The sequence below is a fragment of the Oscillatoria sp. FACHB-1406 genome (genome assembly GCF_014698145.1).
GTDB lineage: Bacteria > Cyanobacteriota > Cyanobacteriia > Cyanobacteriales > Spirulinaceae > FACHB-1406.
The window spans coordinates 1-26,129 of the sequence record NZ_JACJSM010000016.1; the positions used below are offsets into that span (position 1 = coordinate 1).

20 protein-coding genes are annotated in these 26,129 nt (G+C 49.0%); 8 read left to right on the forward strand and 12 right to left on the reverse strand.

All coding sequences use genetic code 11. The features are described 5' to 3' along the window. Positions 1-154 precede the first annotated feature (154 nt). Complete coding sequence (locus H6G50_RS15610) at positions 155-292, forward strand: hypothetical protein (protein ID WP_190717928.1); 138 nt, start codon at positions 155-157, stop codon at positions 290-292. Between the two features lie 21 nt (positions 293-313). Here H6G50_RS15610 and H6G50_RS15615 read toward each other — a convergent pair whose 3' ends face one another. From H6G50_RS15615 to H6G50_RS15630, 4 genes are all read right to left on the reverse strand, one after another. Then, positions 314-1,807, reverse strand: a complete 1,494-nt coding sequence (locus H6G50_RS15615; protein ID WP_190717931.1) for a site-2 protease family protein — start codon at positions 1,805-1,807, stop codon at positions 314-316. Positions 1,808-2,008: 201 nt separating this feature from the next. Beyond that, on the reverse strand, positions 2,009-2,926 hold the full coding sequence (murQ, locus tag H6G50_RS15620; RefSeq protein ID WP_190717934.1) for an N-acetylmuramic acid 6-phosphate etherase: 918 nt from the start codon (positions 2,924-2,926) through the stop codon (positions 2,009-2,011). Between the two features lie 45 nt (positions 2,927-2,971). Beyond that, positions 2,972-3,370: a DUF3110 domain-containing protein gene (locus H6G50_RS15625; RefSeq protein ID WP_190717937.1), complete on the reverse strand. Its 399-nt coding sequence runs from the start codon at positions 3,368-3,370 to the stop codon at positions 2,972-2,974. 100 nt (positions 3,371-3,470) lie between these two features. Then, on the reverse strand, positions 3,471-4,163 hold the full coding sequence (locus H6G50_RS15630; protein ID WP_190717940.1) for a M15 family metallopeptidase: 693 nt from the start codon (positions 4,161-4,163) through the stop codon (positions 3,471-3,473). 425 nt (positions 4,164-4,588) lie between these two features. Between H6G50_RS15630 and H6G50_RS15635 the strand changes: the two genes are divergently transcribed. Beyond that, positions 4,589-6,088, forward strand: a complete 1,500-nt coding sequence (locus tag H6G50_RS15635; protein WP_190717943.1) for an ATP-binding protein — start codon at positions 4,589-4,591, stop codon at positions 6,086-6,088. Positions 6,089-6,109: 21 nt separating this feature from the next. Here H6G50_RS15635 and H6G50_RS15640 read toward each other — a convergent pair whose 3' ends face one another. Then, entirely contained in the window at positions 6,110-6,835 is a 726-nt protein-coding gene (locus H6G50_RS15640) for a site-2 protease family protein (protein WP_190717946.1), read from the reverse strand. A gap of 7 nt (positions 6,836-6,842) precedes the next feature. Further along, positions 6,843-7,301 carry an SRPBCC family protein gene (locus H6G50_RS15645; protein ID WP_190717949.1) on the reverse strand — a complete coding sequence of 153 codons (459 nt, stop codon included), beginning with the start codon at positions 7,299-7,301 and terminating at the stop codon, positions 6,843-6,845. Between the two features lie 262 nt (positions 7,302-7,563). On the opposite strand from H6G50_RS15645, the gene H6G50_RS15650 reads away from it, so the two are divergent. After that, the gene (locus H6G50_RS15650; RefSeq protein ID WP_190717953.1) at positions 7,564-9,186 is read left to right on the forward strand and encodes a mechanosensitive ion channel; all 1,623 of its coding nucleotides are present in this window, start codon (positions 7,564-7,566) and stop codon (positions 9,184-9,186) included. A 463-nt stretch (positions 9,187-9,649) separates the two neighbouring features. Beyond that, the gene (locus tag H6G50_RS15655) at positions 9,650-11,041 is read left to right on the forward strand and encodes an NAD-dependent malic enzyme (RefSeq protein ID WP_190717957.1); all 1,392 of its coding nucleotides are present in this window, start codon (positions 9,650-9,652) and stop codon (positions 11,039-11,041) included. A gap of 516 nt (positions 11,042-11,557) precedes the next feature. Here H6G50_RS15655 and H6G50_RS15660 read toward each other — a convergent pair. Then, entirely contained in the window at positions 11,558-12,472 is a 915-nt protein-coding gene (locus tag H6G50_RS15660) for a CoB--CoM heterodisulfide reductase iron-sulfur subunit B family protein (protein WP_190717960.1), read from the reverse strand. Positions 12,473-12,822: 350 nt separating this feature from the next. Here H6G50_RS15660 and H6G50_RS15665 point away from each other — a divergent pair, with 350 nt between their 5' ends. From H6G50_RS15665 to H6G50_RS15675, 3 genes are all read left to right on the forward strand, one after another. Then, a complete protein-coding gene (locus H6G50_RS15665; RefSeq protein ID WP_190717963.1) occupies positions 12,823-13,632 on the forward strand; it encodes a carbon-nitrogen hydrolase family protein in 810 nt (269 codons plus the stop codon). An 830-nt stretch (positions 13,633-14,462) separates the two neighbouring features. Further along, positions 14,463-17,147, forward strand: coding sequence for an SAV_2336 N-terminal domain-related protein (locus H6G50_RS24575; RefSeq protein ID WP_190717966.1), 2,685 nt, complete (start codon positions 14,463-14,465; stop codon positions 17,145-17,147). Positions 17,148-17,666: 519 nt separating this feature from the next. Then, positions 17,667-18,065, forward strand: coding sequence for a hypothetical protein (locus tag H6G50_RS15675; protein ID WP_190717969.1), 399 nt, complete (start codon positions 17,667-17,669; stop codon positions 18,063-18,065). Between the two features lie 291 nt (positions 18,066-18,356). Here the strand turns inward: H6G50_RS15675 and H6G50_RS15680 are convergent, their stop codons facing one another. The 5 genes from H6G50_RS15680 to H6G50_RS15700 form a co-directional block, all read right to left on the reverse strand. After that, positions 18,357-19,352, reverse strand: a complete 996-nt coding sequence (locus H6G50_RS15680) for a MoxR family ATPase (RefSeq protein WP_190717972.1) — start codon at positions 19,350-19,352, stop codon at positions 18,357-18,359. Then, on the reverse strand, positions 19,349-21,088 hold the full coding sequence (locus H6G50_RS15685; RefSeq protein WP_190717975.1) for a trypsin-like peptidase domain-containing protein: 1,740 nt from the start codon (positions 21,086-21,088) through the stop codon (positions 19,349-19,351). The genes H6G50_RS15680 and H6G50_RS15685 overlap by 4 nt, the downstream gene beginning before the upstream one ends. A 137-nt stretch (positions 21,089-21,225) precedes the next feature. Next, the gene (locus tag H6G50_RS15690; RefSeq protein WP_190717978.1) at positions 21,226-21,549 is read right to left on the reverse strand and encodes a CU044_2847 family protein; all 324 of its coding nucleotides are present in this window, start codon (positions 21,547-21,549) and stop codon (positions 21,226-21,228) included. A 126-nt stretch (positions 21,550-21,675) separates the two neighbouring features. Beyond that, positions 21,676-22,077 carry an HNH endonuclease signature motif containing protein gene (locus H6G50_RS15695; protein WP_190717981.1) on the reverse strand — a complete coding sequence of 134 codons (402 nt, stop codon included), beginning with the start codon at positions 22,075-22,077 and terminating at the stop codon, positions 21,676-21,678. Beyond that, entirely contained in the window at positions 22,074-22,430 is a 357-nt protein-coding gene (locus H6G50_RS15700; RefSeq protein WP_190717984.1) for a hypothetical protein, read from the reverse strand. Before H6G50_RS15700 ends, H6G50_RS15695 begins: the two co-directional genes overlap by 4 nt. A 193-nt stretch (positions 22,431-22,623) precedes the next feature. On the opposite strand from H6G50_RS15700, the gene carB reads away from it, so the two are divergent. Continuing rightward, complete coding sequence (carB, locus tag H6G50_RS15705) at positions 22,624-25,863, forward strand: carbamoyl-phosphate synthase large subunit (protein WP_190717987.1); 3,240 nt, start codon at positions 22,624-22,626, stop codon at positions 25,861-25,863. Positions 25,864-26,129 lie beyond the last annotated feature (266 nt).

Sequence of the window (26,129 nt, forward strand, 5' to 3'; positions counted from 1 at the left end):
GCCTGTGGAGAGTTCGACCTCTGTCAAGTAGATGCAAGTCTACTTGGTAAGTTGTCTCGCTGAATCAGGAATCCCCGCTCCTTTAGGACGGGGAGTGTCAACATTCCAGCTTTTGTCCTGTCAAGAATTAACCCCCTAAAATCGCCTGAAACCCTTGCCAGGAGCCAGGGTGCGGATCGCTTCAGCCGGTAAAACGCTTGAAAGCCCGATTGGGGCTAGCTTGCAGCCCCTATTTTTAGGCTGGCTTTTTCTACACCTACCGATCCGCACCCAAACCGATAAACAAGCTTAATTGTCTGGCAGAATCCCAACATTAAGCACCAATCCCCAAACGAAGAGCCAGCGCTGGAGTCAGCGGAATCAGCACCAACAGCATCAAAAACAGCGCCAGCAGCCCCAAACTCGCTCTCAAGTCGTCGGGTTCGGTGAGTTCGTTCAAACTCGGTCGTTCTAAGTCTCGCTGCAAGAAAAGGATGAGAAACCCCCAATAAAGGGGAATGGGATTGCCGGGAACTGCAACCGCGATAATGCCTAACACGACTAGCGTGGCGATTGTCGCGCGCCGTGCCATCCTGCGCCCATAAATCGCTTGGACGATGCGCCCGCCATCTAATTGACCGGCGGGCATTAAGTTCAGCGCGGTAATCACCAGTCCCAACCAGCCCAACACCGCCAGCGGATGAACGTCTACTGTTGTCGCTTTCAGTGCGTCGCCCAGAAAAACTTTCGCCAGCATTCCTACAACAATCGAGCCTTGGAAAAATTGAGCGGGAAGTTGAAACAAACTGCCGGGATGAGAGAGGATTAAGCCGACAACTAACATTACTAAGGAGACAAGTCCGCCAGCAACCGGCCCTGCCAAGGCAATATCGAAGAGGACGCTGCGATTGGGCAGTAAGGATTGGAAGCGAGTCAGCGCCCCGAAAGAGCCGATTTGCCAACTGGGGAGAAAGAACGGCCAACTCAAACGGACGTTGTGTTTGCGGGCGAAGAAACCGTGTCCGAGTTCGTGAGCGATTAGAATCGTCCACAATCCGGCGGCGATGGGCAGGGCTTCGCGGTAGCGTCCGAGTTCGCTAAACCAGTCAAATCCTCGTAAGAGTGCGGCGGCTTCAATGCTGGTGGCGATGGTACAAACGAGGAGTACGATCGCTAAGTTTTTTTGAGCCAGACTTAAGGGTTCGGGATCTCTGCTGCTGGGCAGGATGACAATCGTCGGTTTGCCGTCGGGACTTTCGACGAGGAACAGGCGGTATTTCTCATCGAAACGCTGGGCAAGTTTGTCGGCGAGGCGATCGCGGACTTCTGCTGCTTCGCCGCGCAAATTGCCTTTAAAGATGGCTCCTTCTTGGTAGGAAATGGTTTCGGTGGCGAAGAAGGTATCGATTCCGAAAATCTTTTGAATTTCTTGGAGATCGGCTTCTGGAATGGGGAGAACTTCTGGAGCGATGGAAGGCGCAGCTTCAGGGGTGCTAGGGGGTGTGGCGGTTAGCTCAGTTGGCGGTGGGCTGGGGTTGCGATCGCGCAGAATTGAGTCTTGTCCGGCAGCACGCAAGCGATTGCCGAGGTAGATATAAATTCCGGCTGAAACGACTAATAAGCCAACTAACGCGATCGCATTGAGGGCAATTCCGGTGGAAAATAGTCCGAAGAAAACCAGCCAAGGCACCATCAAGACAACGGATTGCAACCAGGCGAGCAGTCCTGCTTTGCCATAGGGTTTGGCGCGATTGTATCCCCAGATGAGTATTCCTGCGGCTAAAAGCAGGATGGAGATAACTGCAAAACTCTCGGATCGATTAAACATGAATTAAATTTCAGCGATCGGTGAACAATTATTCGTTATTAGTTATCTGCGGACAGGTATTAGTTATTAGTTGTCAGTTATTGGTTCTTATCGATTTTCTATTCAGCGGCTACTTCGCTTTCTCTACTATTATGACGAGCGAAAATCACAAAGCTAGCAATTAAAGTTGAGAATTCAAAATTATCAATTGTCCATTATCAATTATCCATTATCCATTGCTTCAATTGCCGCTCGGAGATGCCCTTTATGGCTTGCGAGCCATTGTTCGCCCGCTTGGGGGTCTAAGCCCGTCCAGTGCATCAACAGTGCTAGTTTAACTCGTTTTCCACTGCGCTCTAATAGTTCGTTGGCAGCCGCGCGATCGAGATCGGTGAGTTCCTCGAGAATGCGCAGGGAGCGATCGCGCAATTTACTATTAGTAACAGCAACATCGACCATGCGATTGCCGTACACTTTCCCCAACTTCACCATTACGCCCGTCGAAAGGATATTTAAAGCCATTTTTGTCACCGTTCCCGCCTTTAAGCGAGTGGAACCGGCGAGAATTTCGGGCCCGACGAGCAAGCGAATATCCACATCCGCTTCGACTTGGACTTGTTCGGCGGGGACGCAAGCAATGTAAATCGTTTTAGCACCGCGCGCCCTAGCTGCCGCCAGCGCCCCTAAAACAAAAGGTGTCGTTCCCCCCGCCGTAATCCCCACCACAACGTCGAGATCGTGGATTTGATGGTGGGCTATTGCCGTTTCCCCATCTTCAGCGCGATCTTCGAGATCTTCCGAACTTCGCACCAACGCCCCTGCACCGCCGGCAATAATTCCTTGTACTAATTCCGGCGAAGTGCAGAAGGTGGGGGGACATTCCGCCGCATCCAAAACCCCCAAACGCCCGCTCGTTCCCGCACCGAGATAAAATAAACGGCCGCCTTTTTCTAGCGCTCCATGAATCAGATCGATCGCGGCGGCTAATTCCTGACGCGCCGCAGCAATAGCAGCAAGGGTTTGCGCGTCCTCCCGATTGAAAAGATCGACAAACTCTAGCGTCGAGAGGCTATCTAAATCCCGACTGTTCGGATTGACTTGCTCGGTTAACAGATGACCTCGCGATTCAAAGTTTTTCATGCAATCGGTTAAAAAAAATGGAGCTACTCAATACTGTTAACTGAACTAAAGCAGCCCTTCTAAGCGACGGCGAATCGCTTCGAGTTCGGAGTCCGACATCTCCGATTCCTCCGCTGCTTCCGGTTCCGGAGTTTTACTATTATTTTCCTCCCAATCCGGTTTTTCTACATTCAATTCTGGAGGAATTTCTAAGCGTCCGGTTTCAACAAATTCCGAGTCGTAGCCCGCCTCGCGACAAAATTCCTCTATGTCGTCGGATGGGAAGGCTTCGACGGTGGGAGCCGGAAAATCCTGCGCTTCCAGCATGAGCGCATAACGCAGGGCATCGTCCTCAGACTCAAACATCAGAACTTTATTGCGTCCCCCCATTTGTAGGGTGTGGATGCCCTCATTCTCAGTCCCTGCGTTAATTAATAGAACAAAGATTCGTTTAGGAGCAAGCACGGTGACAATCTGTAGTTTGCTACAGGTAAGATTTTTATTTTACCTTAATGGTGGCCGCTAACTTCTCCTTTCACGTTCGGGAATAGGCAGCACGAGGAATTTAGATCGTCCATCGCCCGTAGCGCGCAACGGGCGATTGCGTCAGCCAAGCCCACATCTGATCCCCCAGGGAAAAATGCCACCACTCCCCCGGATGGGCGGCGAATCCGGCTTCTACCATGACCGTTTTTAGGAGTTGGCGGCGATCGCAATAGTCGCGATCGCGAGGCTCGGTGGAGTTAAGATAGTAATCGGGCTGCGATCTCGCTGAGAGTTCGTCAATTTCCCCTCCCATATCCACAATCTCCCCTGCTGCATCGAGCAACCTGACATCTACCGCAGCGCCCGTACTGTGCGGTGGCGGTGTTGCTGGATTCTCGCTCGGCACTGCCCACAGTTCGTAAACTTCTTCCCAAATTGCCTCCTGTTGTTGTGGTGAAAGGTCTGCTAGGGTTAAATTTCTCGCTTGTAAAACCGTGGTGAAGGTGTAATCGACCATGAATTTTTGCACTTCTACCGGACGGTAAGCATCAAAAATTTGAATTTTCCAGCCGGGACGTAATTGTTGTAAATGTTGTTTTGCTCTCTCTAAGGCTTCTAAGACGGATTGACGCAGAAAATAAGGGGATCTGCCGTTGTAATCGGCTCCGAGTTCGAGGTAAGGATGGGGAGAGATAACTGCAAAATCTTCCAAGGGAATTGGAACCAGAGGCTCGCCGCATTCTGCGATCGCAATTTGGTGATAGGGTTTCAAGAATTTTCTCTCCTTATAGATAGATAGGTCGCTAACTCTAATAAGTAAAGGCAGGTCGCTTTTTGACTCCGTAAAATTGCTGTAATTCCTGCCAGAGCTTGATTTCTATTTTGCACTGTGCGGTGGAATTACGACAATAGGGCAGAATTAACGCCGATATTTCTTTGATAAAAGCTTGTCCTGTTAAACTTCCGTTAAACTTCTGCGAATAACATTATCTTTTGTATCAATTGCAACAGACCCCTCCTCTAAAGTTGGTTAAATTCAAGATTGAATCAGCGATGAAAGAGATATAAGTTTTTCTATTCTAAGAACCTTAACTGTTCTATTTTCACCGAAAACTGCACTATCCTCTTCAATTCTCGCGGTGCTTCTCCCTTTCAAACGTATCCTCTAGAAATTTCTAACCTGTTTGGAGGTTTGTTATGGCGATCGCTCGAGTATTAGAACGAATCGCTCGCAGTAAGTCCGTTCTTTTTCAACTGCTAAAGCCTAATAGCTTGCTCCAAATGTCTTCTGTTGTAACTGTAAGTAATGAGTTCAATATCGAGAAGATTTTCGCAGTTCGCGAAGTCAGCGCTGCTGTTCTGAATATCAGCGGTCGGCAGCGGATGCTTTCTCAAAGATCTGCGTTATTCGCTCTACGCTTAACGTTGGCTACCTCTACGCAAAACCGAGAAAGTTTGCAAAAGAAACTATGCGAAACTTTGGACTTAATGGAGCGATCGCACGAGAGCTTAATTAATGGAGACCTAACGCTCAATCTCTCTGGTGCATTGTCGCCTGCAATCTCCAAAATTTATTACGAAGCGCCTTACCAACTCAATAGCAGAGTTCGAGACTTTTTAGAAGCGGGTAGAAAGTTAGCTCGCATTCCTGCTGACGCTCTCAATTGCAACAACCCTTATCTCCAACATTTACTTCACACTTCCGAAGGCGATCTACTCGAAGCTTTAGATGCAGCAGTTCTGCAATATCAAAAAGAAAAAGAACAGCAAGAAAAAGCGATCGATTTATATCAAGCTAAACTCTATAAAGATACTTGCACGGCAATGGCTGTCGCTCAAGCCAGAAGCCAAGCACTCAGCGACACAATAACGAAGCTTCAACAAACCCAGATTCAATTAATTCAAGCTGAGAAACTATCGGGTTTGGGGCAGCTTGTAGCGGGAGTCGCTCATGAAATTAATAATCCCCTGGGTTTTATTAGCGGAAACATTCAATACGCTAAAATGTATGTTTCCGATTTGATTGAGGTATTGGAGCTATATCAACATCATTATCCCGATCCTCATCCCGAAATCAAAGACTTTAGTCAATCTGTGGAATTGGACTACACCCTCGTTGATTTGCCCAAACTGCTCGATACAATGAATCTGGGAGTCGAGAGAATTAAAGAAGTCGTTCTGAGTCTGCGCAACTTTTCAAGGCTCGATGAGGTTAAGCCAAGTTTAATCGACTTGCACGAATGTATTGAAAGCACGATGACGATTCTACGCTATCGCTTTAAAAGTGATGCTCCGAGTTCCCCCATTAACATTGTTAAAGAGTACACAGCGTTACCAAAAATCGATTGCTATCCCGGACAAATCAATCAAGTTTTGATTAACTTAGTGGGCAATGCAATTGATGCTTTAGAAGGCGTTTCAGAGAACCCTACTATTGTTATTCGGACTAAACCTATGGCAACCGATCCAGGTTGGGTTGAAATTCAGATTGAGGATAATGGTTCTGGAGTTTCTGAAGAATTACAACAAAACTTATTCAAGCCCTTTTTTACGACAAAATCTGTGGGTAAGGGAACGGGGTTAGGATTGTCAATCTCTCACCAAATTATTGTCGAGCGTCACGGTGGAAATCTTATTTATCGATCGCGTCCCGGCGGCGGCAGCGAGTTTACGATTCAGCTTCCACTGCGACAGTAGCGTGTGAGAGCGAGAACTTTATCAAAAAACAATGGGAAGCTCCGGAAGGATACAAAAAGCAATCAACATTACAACCCATCTGAGAATTAATATAATTGCAAGATAACAAGAAAGTTGCACAAAAAATGGCGAGAATTCAAAGTTACGCCTGCCGAGCGAGCGAATAATTTCTTTGAGAATTGCACCGCCATGAAAAGGGAGAATGGGTAGCAAATTTAAAGACAAAAACTTCGTTAGTAAAATTGACATTACTACCCAAATGGGTTGCGAGTCGAGAAGACTCTCAACCCGCAAGAAAAGCGCCCTTCCATACTCAGAATCAAAACTGCTGTGAATAATTTGCTCGAATCCAGAGAGGAGAGCAGTAATTGCTACTTGAGGAGTTAAAATTAAGCTACAAATTGTAAAAATTACGATCGCGCCACTGAGAGTAACAAGAAGCCTTTCAAGGGGATGCAGCCACTCCAGCAAAATTTTCGATCCCAGCGCTAAATCCCGCTCTCTGCTAGCGCGTTGAGAGATTTGAGGCAAATTTTCTCGGTTATAAAATTGAATGCCGCCGCCGATGGGAATGCTTCCGATCTCAAAAGTGGTTCCCCATTTTTCCAAGCGAAGGAGTTTGGGCCTGATAAAAAGCGAAACTTTAAAAACGGCGAGATTGAGATACAGCGAGACAGACGCGATCGCAACCGTATCGATCGCGCTCGCCAAAATATTAGCAACCAGCACCAGCAGCAAGACTTTCATTATAAAGTTACGACTCGGAAAAATACAAAGTCTCTGCCACTCGTTTGAGACGGCGCAATTGAGCCTTCATATCTTGCTTCGTCAAAGGTGCGGCAAAAGTATTAAATCCCCAACGAACGACGGGATTGGGAATCTCAAATTCAAAACGATTGAGGAGGTGAGTTCCTCGCTTTTGGGGCTGACACTCCCAGCGATCGCGACCCCGAAAAAAGCCATCAAATTCCCACACGATCAAACCCGGTTCTCGTCGAGCAACTCGATTTCTCAGCGTTGGCTGCAAGAGGGGAATTTGGAGGATAAAACGGCTGCGACTGCCCGGTTCGGTACTCCATTCGCCAACGGGTTCGCAGCGTAGGACGGGATTAAGCCAGCGGTGCATTAATTCCAAATCGGTAATACATTGTTCGACAACGGTAGCGCTGGCATCAATTTGAATCGACTGTTCGATAATTTGGCGAGAAGACATTGAAATGGCGGATTTTTAGACCGAGTAACGAAAAAACATTAAGTTATTGGATTTGCCAACTTGCATTCGCTCCCTTTTCCCGTAAGATATCCCTAAACCTAGGCACAATGATGTACGTTAAGCGCGGTTTAACAGAGTGCAAGCCTTATTTTAAGCTTACCTCGATCGGAACCCGCCCATAAATCGCGCGCTTGGGGCGCTCGGCATAGGACAATTCTACCGACGGCTCGACAACGGACGAATCAAGTATGGGAAATCGATCATGATAATTATTGACGCGATCGCGCAGATCCAAATCGCCCCACTCTTGGGGCAAACTGACTCCACTTTCACACCCGATTGGCTTTCTTCAGCGCTGGGGGCGGATATCGGAACCTCAGTCTTGAATCTAATCAAAGCCATCCTCATCCTCTTTTTCGGATGGCTGATTGCAATTTTTGCGAGTTTTGTCGCGCAAAAGTTGCTCGAACGCACTACTCTTGACAATAAACTCGCAGCTTGGCTGACGGGATCGCCCACGGGAACGCCGGACCAAGAAAAACCCGCCGTTGAAAAATGGTTTGCATCAATCGTCTTTTGGCTGATTTTCTTGTTTGCGGTGATTGCAGCCCTGCAAGCGTTGAATCTCAACCAAGTTTCCGCGCCCCTACAAAGCTTACTCAACCAAGTAACGAACTTTATCCCGAAACTGGGCGGCGCGTTGCTTCTATTGGGCGTAGCTTGGCTGATAGCGACCTTAGTTAAGGCGATCGTAACGCGCGTTTTGCGGACGGCGCGTTTGGACGAACGCTTAGGACAACAAACGGGAACGACTCCAGAAGCAAACGCATTAACCGTAACCGATACGATCGCCAATACGCTTTATTGGTTCGTATTTTTGGTCTTTCTGCCTTGGATTCTAGAAGCGTTGGGCTTACAAACAGCGTTAGCGCCCGTGGTGGGATTGCTTAACGAAATTCTGTTAATTCTGCCCAATATTTTCGCAGCCTTCTTAATCGCTGCGATCGGCTGGTTAGTCGCGCAAGTGGTTCGCCGCGTCGTGACGAACTTCCTCGCGGCTACGGGAGTCGATCGCGTCGGTGCTAAATTTGGCGTAGCGGGTGTAACTTCGCGGCAATCCCTCTCCTGGATTCTGGGAACGGCAGTCTATATCTTAGTATTGATCCCCGTCGCGATCGCAGCCCTTCAAGCCTTGAGGATCGATGCGATTTCCGTTCCGGCAATCTCAATGCTTCAGCAGATTCTTGACTATCTACCCCGTCTCTTCATTGTCGGCTTGATTCTCGCTTTAGCTTTCGTCGTCGGACAGTATTTATCGGAATTCGTCACCAGCATCCTCACCAGTTTCGGTTTTAATAACGTTTTCCGTTGGATGGGATTGCCCGTCAGCAGCAGTACCGTTCCTCTGCGCGATGGCGAACTTCCCGGACGTTCTCCGACGCGCACGCCTTCGGAAATTGCCGGAATTATCGTGTTAGTGGGCGTAATGCTCGTCGCTACCTTAGCGGCTGTGGATATCTTGCAAATTCCCGCCCTCACGGTTTTAGTCGGCGGTTTGCTCGTGATTGCCGGTCAATTTTTGGTCGGGCTGTTGATTTTTGCCCTCGGCTTGTACTTGGCGAACTTCACCTATAACTTGATTATGAGTTCCGGCAGCCGCCAGTCCCACATTCTCGCCCAAGCCGCGCGCATTGCCATTATTGTTTTTAGCGGTGCGATGGCACTGCAACAAATTGGTATTGCTCCGGATATCGTGAAGTTAGCGTTTGGTTTGCTGTTAGGTGCAGTTGCCGTCGCGATCGCGATTTCCTTCGGTTTGGGCGGACGCGATGCTGCTGGCGAACAAGTTCGCGAGTGGTTGCACTCCTTCAAGCGAAAAGACTAATTATCAATTGAGAATTGACAATTGATAATTGACCGAAAATAATGGGATACAGAGCTACGCCCTTCTAGGGCGGATGCCTGATGGTAGGATAAAGGCATCCGCCACACAGTCAGAGACTCGCGCCAAGAGCGGAGGAACCTGTCTCGCAATGGGCGTAATTTCCTGGGAAAGTTTTGGCTCCAAGGGAGCAGAAAGAATTTTCTCATACAGCGGTGGGGCGCATCGCAGTGAATTTTGGTGAGGGTAAAGTCATTAGACTCCCTACGATCCAAGAATCCTCGCATCTTTAGGGCGAGGAGCCGTCAAAACGAATAATGAATGACGAACAGCCCGGGTTTGCTCCGGGCTTCTCTTTCTTCAGGAGAAAGTTTAAAATCTACCCTCTACTGTTCGTCACGAACTTTTGCCCGGTCGCTCTTCACTATTCACTATTCATTATTCACGGATAACTGATAACTTTTAAATGGTCAACCTCACCCCCAACCCCAGTTTTAGTATTAAAATTTGCCTGGAAGTTCCCAATCGGGCAGGAATGCTGGCCAGCGTAACCCAAGCGATCGCGAATTGCGGCGGCAATCTCGGCGAAATTAAACTCCTCGAACAAACCCGCAAAGTTTCTCTGCGAGAAATTATTGTGGATGCCTCGAGCAGCAACCATGCTGAAGAGATTGTGGCGGCGATTAAAAGTTTGCCGGAAGTAAAAATCCTAGAAGCGCGCGATCGCACCTTTGCCCTGCACGAAGGCGGCAAAATTCACATTAACAGTCGTTTCAGACTGACGAAACCCTCGGATTTAGCAATGGCTTATACCCCCGGCGTAGGGCGGATTTGTCAAGCGATCGCAGCCGAACCCGAAAAAGTTTTCTCCCTCACCATTAAAAGCAATACCGTTGCTATTGTCACCGACGGTAGCGCCGTTCTCGGTTTAGGAAACTTAGGTCCCGAAGCAGCTTTGCCCGTAATGGAAGGGAAAGCTATGCTCTTTAAAGAATTTGCTGGTGTCGATGCCTTTCCAATTTGTTTGAATACGCAAGATCCAGAAGAAATCATTCAAACCGTTAAAAACATTGCACCCGTTTTCGGTGGCGTTAACCTTGAAGATATTAGCGCGCCGCGCTGTTTTGAAATTGAGAAACGACTGCGCGAAGAAATCGATATTCCCGTTTTCCACGACGACCAAAACGGAACTGCGATCGTCACCTTAGCCGCCCTAACAAACGCGCTGATTCTCGTGAAAAAGAGCCTAGAAGAGGTACGAATTGTCATTAATGGGTCGGGGGCGGCGGGCATCGCGATCGCGCGTCTGCTGCGCGAAGCCGGGGCGCAATCCCTTTATTTGTGCGATCGCGAAGGCTTACTCTCCAAGCAGCGCCAAAACTTAACCGCAGAAAAGCAAGAATTCGCCGTCGAAGCGCAAGGAACCTTAGCCGATGCAATGGTCGATGCGGATGTCTTTATCGGCGTGAGTGCGCCGGGAGTTTTAACCCCCGCAATGGTTAAATCAATGGCTCGCGATCCGATTGTGATGGCAATGTCCAACCCAATCCCCGAAATTCAGCCCGAACTCGTCAAAGATGATGTCGCCGTTATCGCCACCGGACGCAGCGACTACGCCAACCAAATTAACAACGTACTCGCCTTTCCCGGCGTGTTCCGAGGCGCATTAGATTGCCGCGCTGCCACCATTACCACCAAAATGTGTTTGGAAGCCGCTAAAGCGATCGCCGCCGCCATCCCCACCGCAGAACTCAACCCCGAAAATATTATCCCTTCCGCCTTCGATCCGCGCATTGCCCCCGCCGTCGCCGCCGCCGTCCAAAAAGCAGCCCGCGAAGAAGGTTTGGCAAGAACTTAAGTAATTCGTAATTCGTAATTCGTAATTCGTAATTAAGTCCAGTAGGGCGGGCAAGAGCGACTTCAAACGTTATCAATTGTCTATTGTCGAATGGCACTGACTTAAGGCGGGTGGGCGCTGCCCACCCTACGAAATTATCTGTAGAGACGTTGTATACAACGTCTCTACGGGCGATTTTTCAACTCTTATTTCAGCGCCATTCGTCTATTGTCGAATGGCACTGACTTAAGACTGGTGGGCGCTGCCCACCCTACGAAATCATCTGTAGAGACGTTGTATATAGCGTTTTTCGTTTGCGTGAGGTACAGTTCCAAAAATCAAATTGGTAGGGGCGCGGATTTCGAGGTCGCCTCGAAATTAAACGCCGCCCCGTAGGGGCGAATGGTATTCGCCCGCTGGGTGTACCTCATCTATGTGAAAACTGCTATACAACGTCTCTACAAGCGATTTTTCAACTCTTATTTCAGTGGCCTTCGTCAATTGTCAATTATCCAAGACGTTATCCATTGTCAATTATCAATTGTCAATTATTCCAAGTTTCTCCAAAACAGGCTTCGTTGAAACCACATGACGTTCTAACCCCAACTCTCGCGGCGGAACCCCCAGCGCCAGCGCGACTAACTGCGGCAAATGCAGCACCGGCAGCCCTAAAGATCGTCCGATAACCTTTTCGACTTCTGGCTGCCTCGAGTCGAGATTGAGATGGCAGAGTGGACAAGGCGTAACTAAACAATCCGCGCCCGCTTCTAAGGCTTCTTGGAGATGTCCGCCCGCCATAGTAAAAGACTCCGCCGCCGCATAACTCGACAGCGGCCAACCGCAGCATTGCGTCCTACCGCGATAGTACACCGGCGTTGCCCCCACCGCGCGGAAGACATTTTCCATCGATTCGGGTTGAAAGGGATTGTCGAAAGGAATCGATTTTTGCGCTCTCAACAAGTAACATCCATAAAACGCCGCGCACTTTAACCCCTCCAAACGGCGCGTTACTCGCTCCTGCAACGCTTCCAAACCATAATCCCCAATCAAAGCCCACAAAATATGCTTGACTTCGCTACTCCCGCGATAGGGCGCGCAATCTTCCTTCACTAAAAAGCGATTGACTTCTTCTAGGTAAGCTGGATTGTTTTCTCGAGCCTCTTTCAAGCGTTCGTCCACATGACCGAGAACGCCTTGACAAGTGCTGCAATGCGTTAAAAGCGGAAGATCGAGCGATTCTGCGAGGGCAATATTGCGTGCGTTGACGGTATCCTCGAGCAGTTGCGAATCTTCTTTGTAAGTTCCCGAACCGCAACAGGCTGCTTTTTTGAGTTCGAGAAGTTCGATACCAAGGGCTTGGGTTAAGGCTGCCGTAGATTGATAGAGTTCCTGACAAGCGCCTCGGGCAACGCAACCTGGAAAATAAGCGTATCGCAACGTCGGGCTAGGCATAGCAATCGAGCTTCTCTCTAATTGATTGGCAAAACAATTTCTTCCATCATTATCATTGCATTTGTAATTTGTAATTTGTAATTCGTAATTTGTAATTCGTAATAGCGAGTCTCGAGCGATCGCGCGTAGGCGATCGCGTAACCCTGAATTGGTGAAAGATACGCTCAAAGCCAGTCCCCTACTGACTTCTGAACGTCTGAACTTCTAGACTCTTCCTCTAAAGGAGATTCACAACCCCCATAGACCCGCTAGAGATAGACTGCGGGCAGGGGTTGAACTCTGATAGAAACAGTTAGAGAATAAGAAAAATAAATTATCTCTAGAGCGTCGATCGCCTGTTTCCAACATCGATGAAGCCTTACCTCGCTGCCGCAGTCCAAATGACCAGTACGCCCGATCTTCAGAAAAATCTGACCGAGGCGGAAGAATTAATCGATCTCGCCGTGCGTCAAGGGGCAGAACTGGTCTGCCTGCCTGAAAATTTCCCATTTTTGGGCAAGGAAGAAGATAAAATGACGCAAGCAGAAGATATCGCGATCGCCAGCGAAAAGTTCCTCACAACGATGGCGCGGCGTTTCCAAATTTCCATATTAGGCGGCGGCTTCCCCGTCCCCGTAGAAGGCGGCAAAGTTTACAACACGGCGCTGTTAGTCGATGCCAACGGAACCGAACTCGCCCGCTACCAAAAAGTGCATCTATTCGACGTAAATTTACCCGACGGCATTACCTATTGCGAGTCCAGTACCGTAATGGCCGGTCAAAAATTACCGCCAATTTATGCTTCGGAAACATTAGGAAATCTGGGATTATCCGTCTGTTACGACGTGCGCTTCCCCGAACTCTATCGCGACTTGTCCCGGCGCGGTGCGGACGTTCTGTTCGTTCCGGCAGCATTTACCGCCTTTACCGGCAAAGATCACTGGCAGGTACTCTTACAAGCGCGGGCGATTGAAAATACCTGTTACGTCATCGCCCCCGCCCAAACCGGCAATCACTACGCCATGCGCTATACCCACGGTCACGCCATGATTATCGATCCCTGGGGAGCGGTACTATCGGATGCGGGCGATAAACCGGGGATTGCCATTGCAGAGATTAACCCCGCGCGCCTCAAGCAAGTGCGCCAGCAAATGCCTTCTCTCCAACACCGCGTTTTTTAAAGCGTTACCGTATCTTTTGCCCGCCCTATTTCCGAACTGTAGAGACGTTGTACACAACGTCTCTATCTAATTGACAATTGATAATTGACAACGCTGACCCATCAATTTAATTGATAATGGACGAATAGCACTGAATAAGAGTTGAAAAATCGCCTGTAGAGACGTTGTATACAACGTCTCTACAGATAATTTCGTAGGGTGGGCAGCGCCCACCAGCCTTAAGTCAGTGCCATTCGATAATGGACAATTGACAATATTGACCCATCAATATTCCACTAGAAAGTAGGGTGCGTTAGCAGACCGTAACGCACCATTATTCCGGCTCTCCAGTTGGTCGATCGAAATTCAAGGTATTGTTAGAAAATAGAAAGTAGGGTGCATTAGCGAAGCGTAACGCACCATTATGACTAGCTACTGTTGACATACTCACCGTCCTAAAGGAGCGGTGATTCTTGACGCTTCACAGCAACTTGCTACCGACGGGGCGGCGTTTAATTTCGAGGAAACCTCGAAATCCGCGCCCCTAGTAGTCTTACTGTCGCTCCACGTCCGTTTAGAGTCTCCCAATGCCCTATGGCGACTGTTTTAATCTGTACGCAAGCAAAAAACTTACTTGTTTGCCTCTAGGGTTGGACTACACCATTGCCCCTTTGCTTTCCCTATTTCCGATCGCAACTCTGACAGGACTTTCAACCTTGCTATTTATTTTGGAGTATCTTAAAACCGGGTGGGTCAGTGACCATCTATATTTTAGCAAAAGCCGTCCTAGATGGTTACTGAGCTTGTCGAAGTAAGGACGGGGTTTTAGACCCAATTTCCTGATAACTGAAATGCCCGACCTCTTCGAGCAATTCATTCACGCCATCCAAAAATCCAAACTCTACGGCGAAGACATCACCCCCACCGCTGAAAACATCGCCGATATGCTCTGGTTGGCCGTTCAAAAAGGCGCACCGCAACATCATTCCTCTCATCCCCCTTCATCATTCGACATTCAGCATTCAGAATTCAGCATTCATCATTTCCCCCCTCTCCCCATCCCCCCCTCGCCCTCTCTCCCCGTCACCCCCTCGCCCTCTCTCCCCCTCTCCCCCTCTCCCCATCCCCCCCTCCCCTCTCCTGATACGCCGAGCGAAGCCGAAGCGCCCACTCCCTCCCGCCTGCCCTTCAAAACCCCTGCCCCTCGCGCCCTACGCCATAGCCTCGACCTCGCCCGCGCCTTCAAACCCCTCAAACAAACCTATCCCTCCCGCAGCGAAACCATTCTCGATACCCAAGCAACCGTAGAGCGCATCGCAGAAGAACGCCTCTGGTTGCCCGTCCTCAAACCCACCCCCACCCGTTGGCTCGATATTGCCCTCGTCGTCGAAGATAGCCCCTCCTGCGGCATCTGGCAGCAAACTATCAAAGAATTTCAGCAACTCCTTTTGCGACAAGGCGCATTTCGAGATGCGAAACTCTGGTACGTGCGGCCAGATGAAGCCGGAAACCTGGAACTGTTTGCCGCAAATTCTACCCGTACTCTTTCCCCCAAAACCCTCATCGACTCCGAAGGGCGACGGGCAATTTTCATTCTCAGCGATTGCGTTTCCGAGGCTTGGTATGGCGGGAAATGGCTCGAACTGCTGCAAACCTGGGGCAACAAACATCCCGTCACTATCCTGCAACTCTTGCCCGGTAAATTTTGGCAGCGAACCGCCTTGCAACAAGCTGAAAGCGTTTGGATGAACTCGCACCAACCCGCAGCCCCCAATCCCCGCTGGCAACTCGAAAGTCAGGCATTCTGGGAAGAAGAAGCCGAAACCACCGCCGGTTTTCCCGTCCCCGTCGTCAGCCTGGTTCCTCACGGTTTGAAAGTTTGGGCGCAAAACCTCGCTGGGTTGGGAGAGACGCAAATCGCCGGTTACTGCTTCAGCGCAACAACGCCTCGCCCTCCTCAATCAGCGCAAATTGCCGCCGCCCCGTCTTTTGAAACCTTCCTCGCGACAACTTCTCCCACTGCACGGCGCTTGGCTGCATTAATGGCAGCAGTTCCCGTGCAATTGCCGATCGCGCGCCTGATTCAGCAGACGATGCTGCCCGAATCCGATGCGACTCACCTCGCCGAAGTCTTTCTCAGCGGTATTCTGCGCCGTATCGACGAAGAAAAAGACCCAGAGCGGCGCTTGTATGAGTTTGCGGACGGAATGCGCGAGAAAATGCTCGCAACGCTGCCGAAATCGGAAACAGTCGGGGTTATCGACCGACTTTCTGCTTATATTGCCCAACGCGCCGGACTGTCGATGCAAGAGTTTATGGCAGAGTTGAGAGCGCCTTCAGGACGGTTAGAAGGGGAGATGGAGGAGGAAGTTTTCGCTTTTGCTCGCGTGACGTTGGATGTATTGAAGCATTTGGGCGGCGAGTATGCGGCGTTTGCCGATGAGTTGGAGCGCGATGAAACTCCAGAGGGGGCGGTTGAAGAAGCCGTGTCGGAGGAGTTAGCCCACGAGTTAGAGCGCTATGTTGTTTCAGCGCAGCAAGTTGAGGGGGAAAGGCTGGAGGTAGAACCCGTACTGGAAGAGTTGCCTTCCGGAAGGGCGGAACTGACGATAGAGGAAACGGTGTTTGTCTTCACGGTGGCAACGCTCGAACGCCAGTTCAGTATAGAGAGGGAGAATGCAGAATGGGTTATCCAGCGGCAGCAAGGAGAAGCAAGGGGCATTATTCAAAGGCTGAATGACGAGGTACAGCTAGAACTGATGGAGATTCCGGGCGGAACGTTTTTGATGGGGTCGCCGGAAGAGGAACGCGATCGATATGATGATGAAGGGCCACAGCATGAGGTGACAGTTCCCCCGTTTTATATGGGGCGCTATCCAGTGACGCAAGGGCAGTGGCGAGTTGTAGCGGGCTGGGAAAAAGTCGAACGCGACCTCGACCCAGACCCTTTCAGTTTTAAGGAACCTTATGAAGAATACGAGCGCTGGACTCGTCCGGTAGAAATGGTTTCTTGGTACGACGCAGTGGAGTTTTGCGCCCGTTTAAGCAGAAAAACGGGGTGGGAGTATCGGTTGCCCAGCGAAGCAGAGTGGGAATATGCTTGTCGGGCAGTTCGGTTTTTGGAAGAAGGGCAGAAGTACCCGCCCTTTCATTTTGGCGAGACAATTTCTACCGAACTGGCGAACTACGACGGGAACTACACCTACGGAGAAGGAGAGAAAGGAGAATATCGAGAACAAACAACCCCCGTGGGATATTTTCAAGCAGCTAATGCTTTTGGGCTGTACGATATGCACGGTAATGTTTGGGAATGGTGCGCCGATGCTTGGCATAGTAATTATGAGGGAGCGCCTGATGATGGAGCTATATGGCTATCTAGTGATAGTAGTCTTTATGTACTACGCGGGGGTTCGTGGAACCTCAATCCAGGGTACTGCCGTTCTGCCTGCCGGTACAGCTACAATCCCGACGATCCCGACTATCGGTTCAGCAACATCGGGTTTCGCGTTGTAGGTTGCGCGGCGAGGACTCTTTAGCTTTTTTGTCCTCTTGCCACCTCGACTTACCTCGACTTCGCTCGGTACAAGTCGCTCGGTGCGTCGCTTTTTTGCCCTTTGCCGTTTGCCACCTTCCCCGCAGAGACGTTGTATACAACGTCTCTACAGTTTTTAATACCAATTTTCAGTCCTGATGCACTAGATTTTATCTGTAGGGGCAGAGCATTGCTCATTGGTGTCAACTTAAGGTGAAACACTTAGCCCGCCAGGAACTCAAGTTCCACAGCGATTAGCTCAAACCCGTTGAAACGGGTTGAATACATCTGAATTTTTCAGTCCTATAAAGAGGACTTGAGTTATTAGCCTTGGGTTTTGAAAGAAATCCCTCGCGCTATGCTCGGTTATTGCTGAAGTATTGCCGAACTCGTCTCTCTAAAGATAGATATTTGGGCGAGCTTTGCACAAAAAGCGCAAATTTACCTACGATTGAATTAGGGCGAATCTTCAGCACGCTTGCTGTTATTTTGCCTCTGTTTGCAATTGGAGATTTTTATAATTATGACAGCATTTCAACCCCAACAAGAAAAGAGTCTTATCGCTTTCATTACAGCGCTCGGTCAACAAGAGGAATCTTTACCCCCCGCGCTGCAAGCGCAACTCCATTCCATCGCTCAAAATCTCGATAGTCGAGTGGTAGAACTCCCGACGATTGCAGCGAGTCTGCCAAGCTTGCAGAAGGCGTATCAGGAAGCACTCAGCGAGGCGCAGTCGGAAACGGATGATTCCCGTGCGGTTCTCGTTTCTAGGGGTAATTCAGACCGCAGCAGCGAATTAAGAGATCGCGCGATCGCCATTTTAAGCGATTCTAACCCCGTCGGAGCCGCTCAAAAGAGCAAGTTTGGAAGCAAGGGTTTGATTGCTTCCAATCCTTTAAAGCGGTTATTCGGCAGAGGGTAACAGATTTGAATTTGAATAGGCAGCTAGCAAGGTTTAGAGGGCATAGCACTGCTATGCCCCAACGAAATATTAACCAAAATTTAGCAAGTTATTCGCGATTTTCTTGTTACCAATTGTCATAGGCAGCGCGATCTTCTCCGAAAGAATCACCGATGCTTGACGATCTGGCATAATATCTAGACGGTGCGTTACGCTTCGCTAACGCACCCTACGATCCTATAAGATGGGTGAATTTTTAGAATTAAGATTGCTATTATTAGTAAAGGTTTTTAGTAAACCCACACTACATAACTACTCGCTTAAATTTTGGAATAGGCGATCGCGTAATTTTTTCAAGTCTGCTTCGGTTGGCTGTTGACCTTGCGTAATCAGGTAAATCGCATTCAATAATTGATCGGTTGCGAGGTTTTGATTTTCGCGATCGCGGCGCTTTAAAAACTCCTCAATCGTTCTCTCAACTTCTTGGGGTAAAGTTTCCCCTTCTGCGTGCAAATATTGCTTGACAATTTGTTTAATATGTGTTTCATCGGGGTCTCTCATTTCCAAACGCAAACACCGCCGGAGAAATGCGGGAGGAAAATCGCGTTCGCCGTTACTTGTCAGAATAACAAAAGGATAAGTTGTTGCGCGGACTAATCCCCCAGTAATTATGTAAGTTTGCTCTTCTGTGCCTCGATAATAAGTTTGCACTTCAACCGTTTCTTGCTCGCCTTTAATACGGACTAATTCGGGAATATCGAATTCGCCTTCTTCAAAAATATTGAGAAGATCGTTCGGTAGATCGATATCGCTTTTGTCAATTTCATCAATCAGCAAAGCGCGCGGTTTATAGGAGGGCAGCATTGCCGTTCCCAACGGCCCCAAACGAATATATTTCCCAATATCTTCTGCCTGTTTTTCTAGGGGATTTTCAAAACTTTCTGGATTTGTCTGCGACTGACTGAATTGTTGGCTATCTCGCAACCGTCCGATCGCGTCATACCGATACAATCCTTCTTGTAGCGTCGATCGCGTCGAAATCGGCCACACCAGCACTTCTCCCAACCCCAACTCCCGCGCAACCGCATAAGCAAGCGTGGTTTTGCCCGTTCCCGGTTTCCCCGTCACCAACAGCGGACGGCGTAAATATAGCGCAGCGTTCACCAATTCCACCTCATCGCCGCGAACGACAAACTGCGCGCCGCGATTCTGCTGCTGGTAGCCAAATCTTCGCCAACTGGGAGGTTCGGGCAGTTCCCAGTCGTGTTTGATGTTACCGTCGCCGTTAAAAATCTTCCAATCGTTCATAACGAATTACTGCGGAATGAAGGAGCATCGGGGGGAACTCTATAGGGATTGTCCCACAGAAGGGAAAGATGGTGGCCGATATGCGTTTCGTCCTTTCGAGGGGTGGCATTTCTGATTGCTTTTAGCCGATTGGGCAGTTCGACGACAGAAACTTTTAGCAGTTGTTCGTATCTTTCTGCCTCGCCACAGGAATCAATATCTTGGCGACTCCAAAGCGTGACGGGAATTCCTTCTTTCATGATGATGGAAAACATTCCTCCGGGTTCGCTTGCTGGCGGTACAATGGTTTTTCTTCTCAAGCCGATATAGCCTCGTTCTAAGTCTTCAGCAACTTTTTCCCGCGCGCGATCGCAACAAGCTAAAATTTCAAAACAACAAGCATTCTGTTGAAGGCATTTCCATTTTTCTCGCCATTCCTGGTTTTTTAAGTAAGGTTTACTGTAGCCCAAACGCTCCAGAATTCGCACGACAACGGGATATTCTTCGCTCAGCGGAAAAGGTTCATCATACTCATCATCGCGTTTCCAGCGATCGATCGCTAAATCGAGGAGAGTGTAGGGAAGAAAACACTCAATTTGCAACTTTCCTTGGGTTAACTGACGACTTTGTTCGAGGATATCTGTCAGTAATTTGGGTTCTAGGGTTGCGAGTTGCGATCGCGATAAAGGAGGTAGATTGACGGTTAAAGTTTGGTAGCGCGTCACTGAACTTCGCTCGTCTTCCTCCATCAAAATTCCAGCTTCAAGATTATAGCGATCTGAAGTTTCATTACTCCGAACAAAAATGAATAAGTAGCTTTGAGTGGTTGGCTGCTTTTGGGTTAAAACGGCGCGATCGCAAAGCCGGTCAAATTCTTGTTGCTCGATCTGAAATGCGTTCTTTGCCCACTTTTTTAAATTTTCAAATAAAGAAGGAAATGCAGGGACTAACTTTGAGGCGAATTCAACTATCCGACTACAATTATTTTCCCCCGTTGGCATTTCGCTGAGATCGAAAACACAATCAGCGAGGGTTGTCGGAAATTCTGATTGCCATCCAGAGGGGCGACAGGCTCTATAAGCTTCTTCAATGATGCGTTTTGAAGATACAAAATGAGGGTTTAGCAGCCTTATAAGTTGTCCTTGTTGTTTCCAGGTGTTGGCTAAAGCTTGAATCGAAATTGCATCAGCTTTCCGATGTTCTACATCGGAACGGGTCATCATACCGACAACGCCTTGCTTTTGTTCGTCCCAAACGGGTGCGCCACTGTAGCCCGGTAGAATCGAAATTTCTGCGTGTAGTTGCAGCCAACCTCCAGCTTGTTCGCCCAAAATTTTTCCTTTTGCCCAATCTCCTCGTAAATCGTAACCTTCCGGGAAACCTAAGACTCGAAAATCATCATTCCATTGAGTTTTTTCTTTAGCGACAGGGATAGGTTTAACATCGGAAGGAAGGGGAGTACATAGTTCTAAAAGGGCTATATCTATTCCTTCTAAAGCTTTCAGAAAATTATAATTTGGCTTCCAAAAAATAACCTTTGCCCTTTGTTGGAGACAAGGTGAATTGAAGGGAAATTCAAGCTCAATCTCAGTTTCGGGAAGGTCGCCACTACAGCTAATACCTAAAACTTGTTCGATGACATGGGTGCAGGTGAAGATGTATTGAGAAGAAACGAGAAATCCCGTTCCTCTAGTGGCTCCCGCACTATCTAAGATTCGCGCGATCGCGCGTTTGTAAGTTTCAAATTTATCGGTCACGAACCCTCCAAACTTACCCAAAAAATCAGCAGAATTTTCATCTGTGCCAATGGGGGCGAATACCATTCGCCCCTACCTGTTATCGTTAGGGACGTTATCGATAACATCGATACGGAATAAAATTTCACAGAATCAAACTACTGAGGTTTCTTGCTCCATTTCAAAGTTACTTCATAAGTTGCTTCTGCCCCCGCCGTGACCACTGCACCCACAGAACCGCTTAATTTAATGCCAAATTTAACTTCGATTTGGTCTTCTTCTTCGCTCAAGTCGTTGACCTTTTTTCTTAAGGCTTTCATCATCGGACGCAGATTATCCAAAGCTTGCTCGAAAGTTTGCTTGGCTTTGGCGGCAACTTCACCCGGTCGCGCTACGGGTCTTGGTCCGGGGGCTGGCGGTTCGTCTACTTCAACTAATACGGTGCTACCGTCTTCGAGGGGATATTCGATGAGTTGGGTCATTGATTGGGTGAAGTGAAGATTTTTCAATCCCAGTTTAACAAGTCGATCGGGAGTGTGCCTTGCACTTTATTTGACGCTTCGCGAGTACACCCGATTACAAAACTTCTAAAATTGCTCAACGCCACCCTATTCGCCGCTAGAAATGAGTTGCTCGCGCTCGATGATGCGCTCTGAAAGGTTAAATTGTAGAATTTTTACTGTTACTCGCCCTTCTGGAGTCAAGGGGGTAATTATCGCGCCATCTAGTCGAAAGTGGTTCGACCATTGTTGAAGGCGAGGATTATAAAAAGGCGTAAGTTTTTTGGTATCCGGATCGAGCGAACCGAGATCGGTTCCTTTAAAGCGATTGCAGTAGGTACAAGCTAAAGCTAAGTTCTCAGCAATGCTAAGCCCACCATGTTTTTCTGCAATGATATGTTCCATTTCAAAGGCGAAAAAGGAAGCTGTTTGGGGAAATCGGCAATACTCGCATTGTCCGGCGGCTCGTTGGGTGACGAAGCGACGTAGTGCAGAGGGAATATAGCTCATTCTGCGGTTTGTAATTGCTTGAACGCATAAGCTTTAGCCAACCGCACCCAATGTTCGAGGAGTAAGTAGCGATCGCGTTCGATTTCTCGCTCGGACGAGAGATTGCCGGATTTACTAGCGGCAAGCAGTTCGCTCATACGGGCTTGTAAGGCAGGGGCGGGGCGAAGGGCGAGGATAGCTTCAGGACTGGGCTGACTGGCTAGCAGTTCGAGAATTTCGAGTTCGTTGTGGTAAGCGGCGGTTTCGGAAGCTGGGAGTTCGGCGATCGCGCGTTCCAAAACTTCCGGCAGGCGATCGCCCAGTTGTTTCAGTTTTTCGCCAATACAATCCGGGACTTCAAGGGTAATCTGCATGGCTATTGAAGATAAAAGCTGGGTAAACTCCCTTCATCTTAGTATCGCACCCATCCTCGCAGCCAACCTCCTCCGTCGATTCCCCAGCCCCCTAAGTCATAAAATCGCTATAAAAGAAACACTCTGACGGCAAGGATGCCTATACAATGGTCAGGATTTAGGTTAACCATCCGATCGCACTAACAAAAGCCCTATGCCTCGCCGCAACGATATCCAAAAAATTCTCCTACTCGGTTCCGGCCCCATCGTCATCGGACAAGCCTGCGAGTTCGACTATTCAGGAACGCAAGCCTGTAAAGCTCTGCGGGAAGAAGGGTATGAAGTGATTCTTGTCAACTCCAACCCTGCAACAATTATGACCGATCCGGAAACGGCGGATCGCACCTATATCGAACCGCTGACCCCGGAAATGGTGGAAAAGGTAATCGATAAGGAACGTCCGGATGCACTGCTGCCGACGATGGGCGGACAAACCGCTCTCAATCTGGCTGTGGCCTTAGCTAAGAATGGCGTTTTGGAGAAGTACGGCGTAGAACTCATTGGGGCGAAACTACCGGCGATTGAAATGGCGGAGGATCGTCTACTGTTTAAGGAAGCGATGGCTCGTATTGGCGTAGGTGTTTGTCCTTCAGGGATTGCGAATACTCTAGAAGAAGCGCGCGCGATCGCAGCCGAAATTGGGACTTATCCCCTCATTATCCGCCCTGCGTTCACGATGGGCGGCACTGGCGGCGGCATTTCATACAACCAGGAAGAGTACGAGGAAATGGCCCAAGGCGGGATTGATGCGTCGCCGGTTTCTCAAATTTTAGTCGAGCGATCGCTCCTCGGTTGGAAGGAGTACGAACTGGAAGTGATGCGCGACCTCGCCGATAATGTGGTGATTATTTGCAGCATCGAAAACCTCGACCCGATGGGCGTTCATACCGGCGATTCGATTACCGTCGCACCCGCCCAAACCCTCACTGATAAGGAATACCAACGCCTACGCGATGCTTCGATTAAAATCATTCGCGAAATCGGCGTGGAAACCGGCGGATCGAATATTCAATTTGCCGTCAATCCCATCAACGGCGAAGTTATTGTCATTGAGATGAACCCCCGCGTCTCTCGTTCTTCTGCCCTCGCCTCGAAAGCAACCGGCTTCCCGATCGCGAAAATGGCGGCAAAACTGGCGGTTGGTTATACCCTCGACGAAATTCCCAACGATATTACCCAAAAAACGCCCGCTTCCTTTGAACCCACCATCGATTATGTGGTGACGAAGATTCCTCGTTTTGCCTTCGAGAAATTCCCCGGTTCCGAACCCGTGCTGACGACGCAAATGAAGTCTGTCGGCGAAGCAATGGCGATTGGGCGGACGTTCTGCGAATCGTTCCAAAAGGCGCTGCGATCGCTCGAAACCGGACGTTCTGGCTTTGGTTGCGATCGTACTGAGTCGATTCCCTCCCTGCAACAGGTGCGCGCCTCCCTGCGTACCCCCAACCCCGAGCGCATTTTTAGCGTCTACCATGCCCTCAAACTGGGTATGACGGTAGAAGAAATTCACGAACTCACCGCGATCGATCTCTGGTTCCTGGACAAGTTTGTCGAACTCCTCGAAATCGAGAAATTCCTCAAGCGCACCCCCTTGCAAGAGATTGATGCGGAAAAAATGCGTTTTGTCAAGCAAAATGGTTTTAGCGATCGCCAAATTGCCCACGCTACCAAAACCAGCGAAGACGAAGTACGCAACTATCGCAAATCCCTCGGCATTACCCCCGTTTACAAAGTCGTCGATACTTGCGCGGCAGAATTTGAAGCTTACACGCCCTACTACTACTCCACCTACGAAGTCGGCGAATGCGAAGTTACGCCCGTAGAAAAACCGAAAGTAATGATTCTCGGCGGCGGGCCGAACCGCATCGGACAGGGGATTGAATTCGACTACTGCTGCTGTCACGCCGCTTTTTCCCTCAGCGATGACGGCTTCGAGACGATTATGGTCAACTCCAACCCCGAAACCGTTTCCACCGACTACGATACTAGCGATCGCCTTTACTTTGAACCCTTAACCAAGGAAGACGTTCTTAACATTATCGAAGCCGAAAACCCCAAAGGAATTATCATCCAATTCGGCGGTCAAACGCCCTTAAAACTGGCAGTTCCCCTGCAAGAATATCTCGATAAACTGCCCGAAAAAACAACCCAAATCTGGGGAACTTCGCCCGATTCTATCGACATCGCCGAAGACCGAGAACGATTTGAAAAAATCCTGCGCGAACTGGATATCAAACAACCGCCCAACGGCACGGCACGTACTTTTAACGATGCCCTAAAAGTCGCCAATCGCATCGGTTATCCCGTCGTCGTGCGTCCTTCCTATGTATTGGGCGGACGGGCAATGGAGATTGTTTACGCCGATAGCGAACTCGAGCGTTACATGAAATTCGCCGTACAGGTAGAACCCGACCATCCGATTTTAATCGATAAGTTCCTTGAAAATGCGGTGGAAGTCGATGTAGACGCGATCGCGGATAAAACTGAAAAAGTCGTTATCGGCGGCATCATGGAACACATCGAACAAGCCGGGATTCACTCCGGCGACTCCGCTTGTTCCATCCCCCATACCTCCCTCTCCCCCGCCGCCCTCGAAACCATTCGCACTTGGACAGTGCAACTCGCCCGCGCCCTCAAAGTCATCGGCTTGATGAACATTCAATATGCCGTCCAAGGCGAAACGGTATACATCCTCGAAGCCAACCCCCGCGCCTCTCGCACCGTTCCCTACGTCTCCAAAGCCACCGGCGCATCGCTAGCCAAACTCGCCGCCCGCGTTATGTCCGGTAAAACTCTCGAAGAATTGGGCTTTACCCAAGAAATTATTCCCAAGCACGTTGCCGTAAAAGAAGCCGTTTTACCGTTCAATAAATTCCCCGGTACCGATACCTTACTCGGCCCCGAAATGCGATCGACAGGGGAAGTTATGGGGATTGATTTTGACTTCGGAAAAGCGTTTGCTAAAGCCGAATTAGCAGCAGGCGAACGATTACCTTTATCGGGTACTGTTTTTGTGACCATGAACGATCGCGATAAAGAAGCCGTCGTTCCTGTCGTGCGCGATTTCATGGATTTAGGTTTTAAAATTATTGCCACAGAAGGGACGCAAGCCGTATTAGAAAAACACGGTTTAGATGTGGAATTAATTTTAAAAGTCCATCAAGGTCGTCCTCACGTTCTCGATGCGATGAAGAACGCCCAAATTCAATTGGCGATTAATACCCCTTCTGGTCAAGAAGCGCGAGAAGATGGAATTTTAATTCGTCGGACTTGTTTGGCGTATAAAATCCCCATTATCACCACCATTGCCGGGGCAAAAGCAGTTGTTTCCGCAATTCGGACGCTGCAATCGCAACCGTTACAGGTGAAGGCGTTGCAGGATTATTTGGTGTGAAGATAATGGACAATTGATAATGGACAATTGACACTGACTTATACCAATTCTCAGTTACGATGCACTAAATTTTTCGTCGTAGGGGCAGCCACATTGTTATGCCCTCTTCGGGAATCGTGCAAAATCAATGAGAATTGGTATTAAGAAAGAATAAATCGCCTGTAGAGACGTTGCAAGTCAACGTCTCTACAGATAAAAAGGAGGAAAGCTAATGCTTCCCTCCTTTTTAGACTCACAGATATTGTTAAAGGGGATATATCAACCCG

Coding starts and splice junctions, on each gene's coding strand:
- carB (WP_190717987.1), top strand. CDS start 22,624: ATGCCTCGCCGCAACGATATCCAAAAAATTCTCCTACTCGGTTCCGGC.
- H6G50_RS15690 (WP_190717978.1), bottom strand. CDS start 21,549: ATGACCCAACTCATCGAATATCCCCTCGAAGACGGTAGCACCGTATTA.
- H6G50_RS15615 (WP_190717931.1), bottom strand. CDS start 1,807: ATGTTTAATCGATCCGAGAGTTTTGCAGTTATCTCCATCCTGCTTTTA.
- H6G50_RS15695 (WP_190717981.1), bottom strand. CDS start 22,077: ATGAGCTATATTCCCTCTGCACTACGTCGCTTCGTCACCCAACGAGCC.
- H6G50_RS15680 (WP_190717972.1), bottom strand. CDS start 19,352: ATGAACGATTGGAAGATTTTTAACGGCGACGGTAACATCAAACACGAC.
- H6G50_RS15645 (WP_190717949.1), bottom strand. CDS start 7,301: ATGTCTTCTCGCCAAATTATCGAACAGTCGATTCAAATTGATGCCAGC.
- H6G50_RS15665 (WP_190717963.1), top strand. CDS start 12,823: ATGAAGCCTTACCTCGCTGCCGCAGTCCAAATGACCAGTACGCCCGAT.
- H6G50_RS15650 (WP_190717953.1), top strand. CDS start 7,564: ATGATAATTATTGACGCGATCGCGCAGATCCAAATCGCCCCACTCTTG.
- H6G50_RS24575 (WP_190717966.1), top strand. CDS start 14,463: ATGCCCGACCTCTTCGAGCAATTCATTCACGCCATCCAAAAATCCAAA.
- H6G50_RS15655 (WP_190717957.1), top strand. CDS start 9,650: ATGGTCAACCTCACCCCCAACCCCAGTTTTAGTATTAAAATTTGCCTG.
- H6G50_RS15700 (WP_190717984.1), bottom strand. CDS start 22,430: ATGCAGATTACCCTTGAAGTCCCGGATTGTATTGGCGAAAAACTGAAA.
- H6G50_RS15675 (WP_190717969.1), top strand. CDS start 17,667: ATGACAGCATTTCAACCCCAACAAGAAAAGAGTCTTATCGCTTTCATT.
- murQ (WP_190717934.1), bottom strand. CDS start 2,926: ATGAAAAACTTTGAATCGCGAGGTCATCTGTTAACCGAGCAAGTCAAT.
- H6G50_RS15640 (WP_190717946.1), bottom strand. CDS start 6,835: ATGAAAGTCTTGCTGCTGGTGCTGGTTGCTAATATTTTGGCGAGCGCG.
- H6G50_RS15660 (WP_190717960.1), bottom strand. CDS start 12,472: ATGCCTAGCCCGACGTTGCGATACGCTTATTTTCCAGGTTGCGTTGCC.
- H6G50_RS15635 (WP_190717943.1), top strand. CDS start 4,589: ATGGCGATCGCTCGAGTATTAGAACGAATCGCTCGCAGTAAGTCCGTT.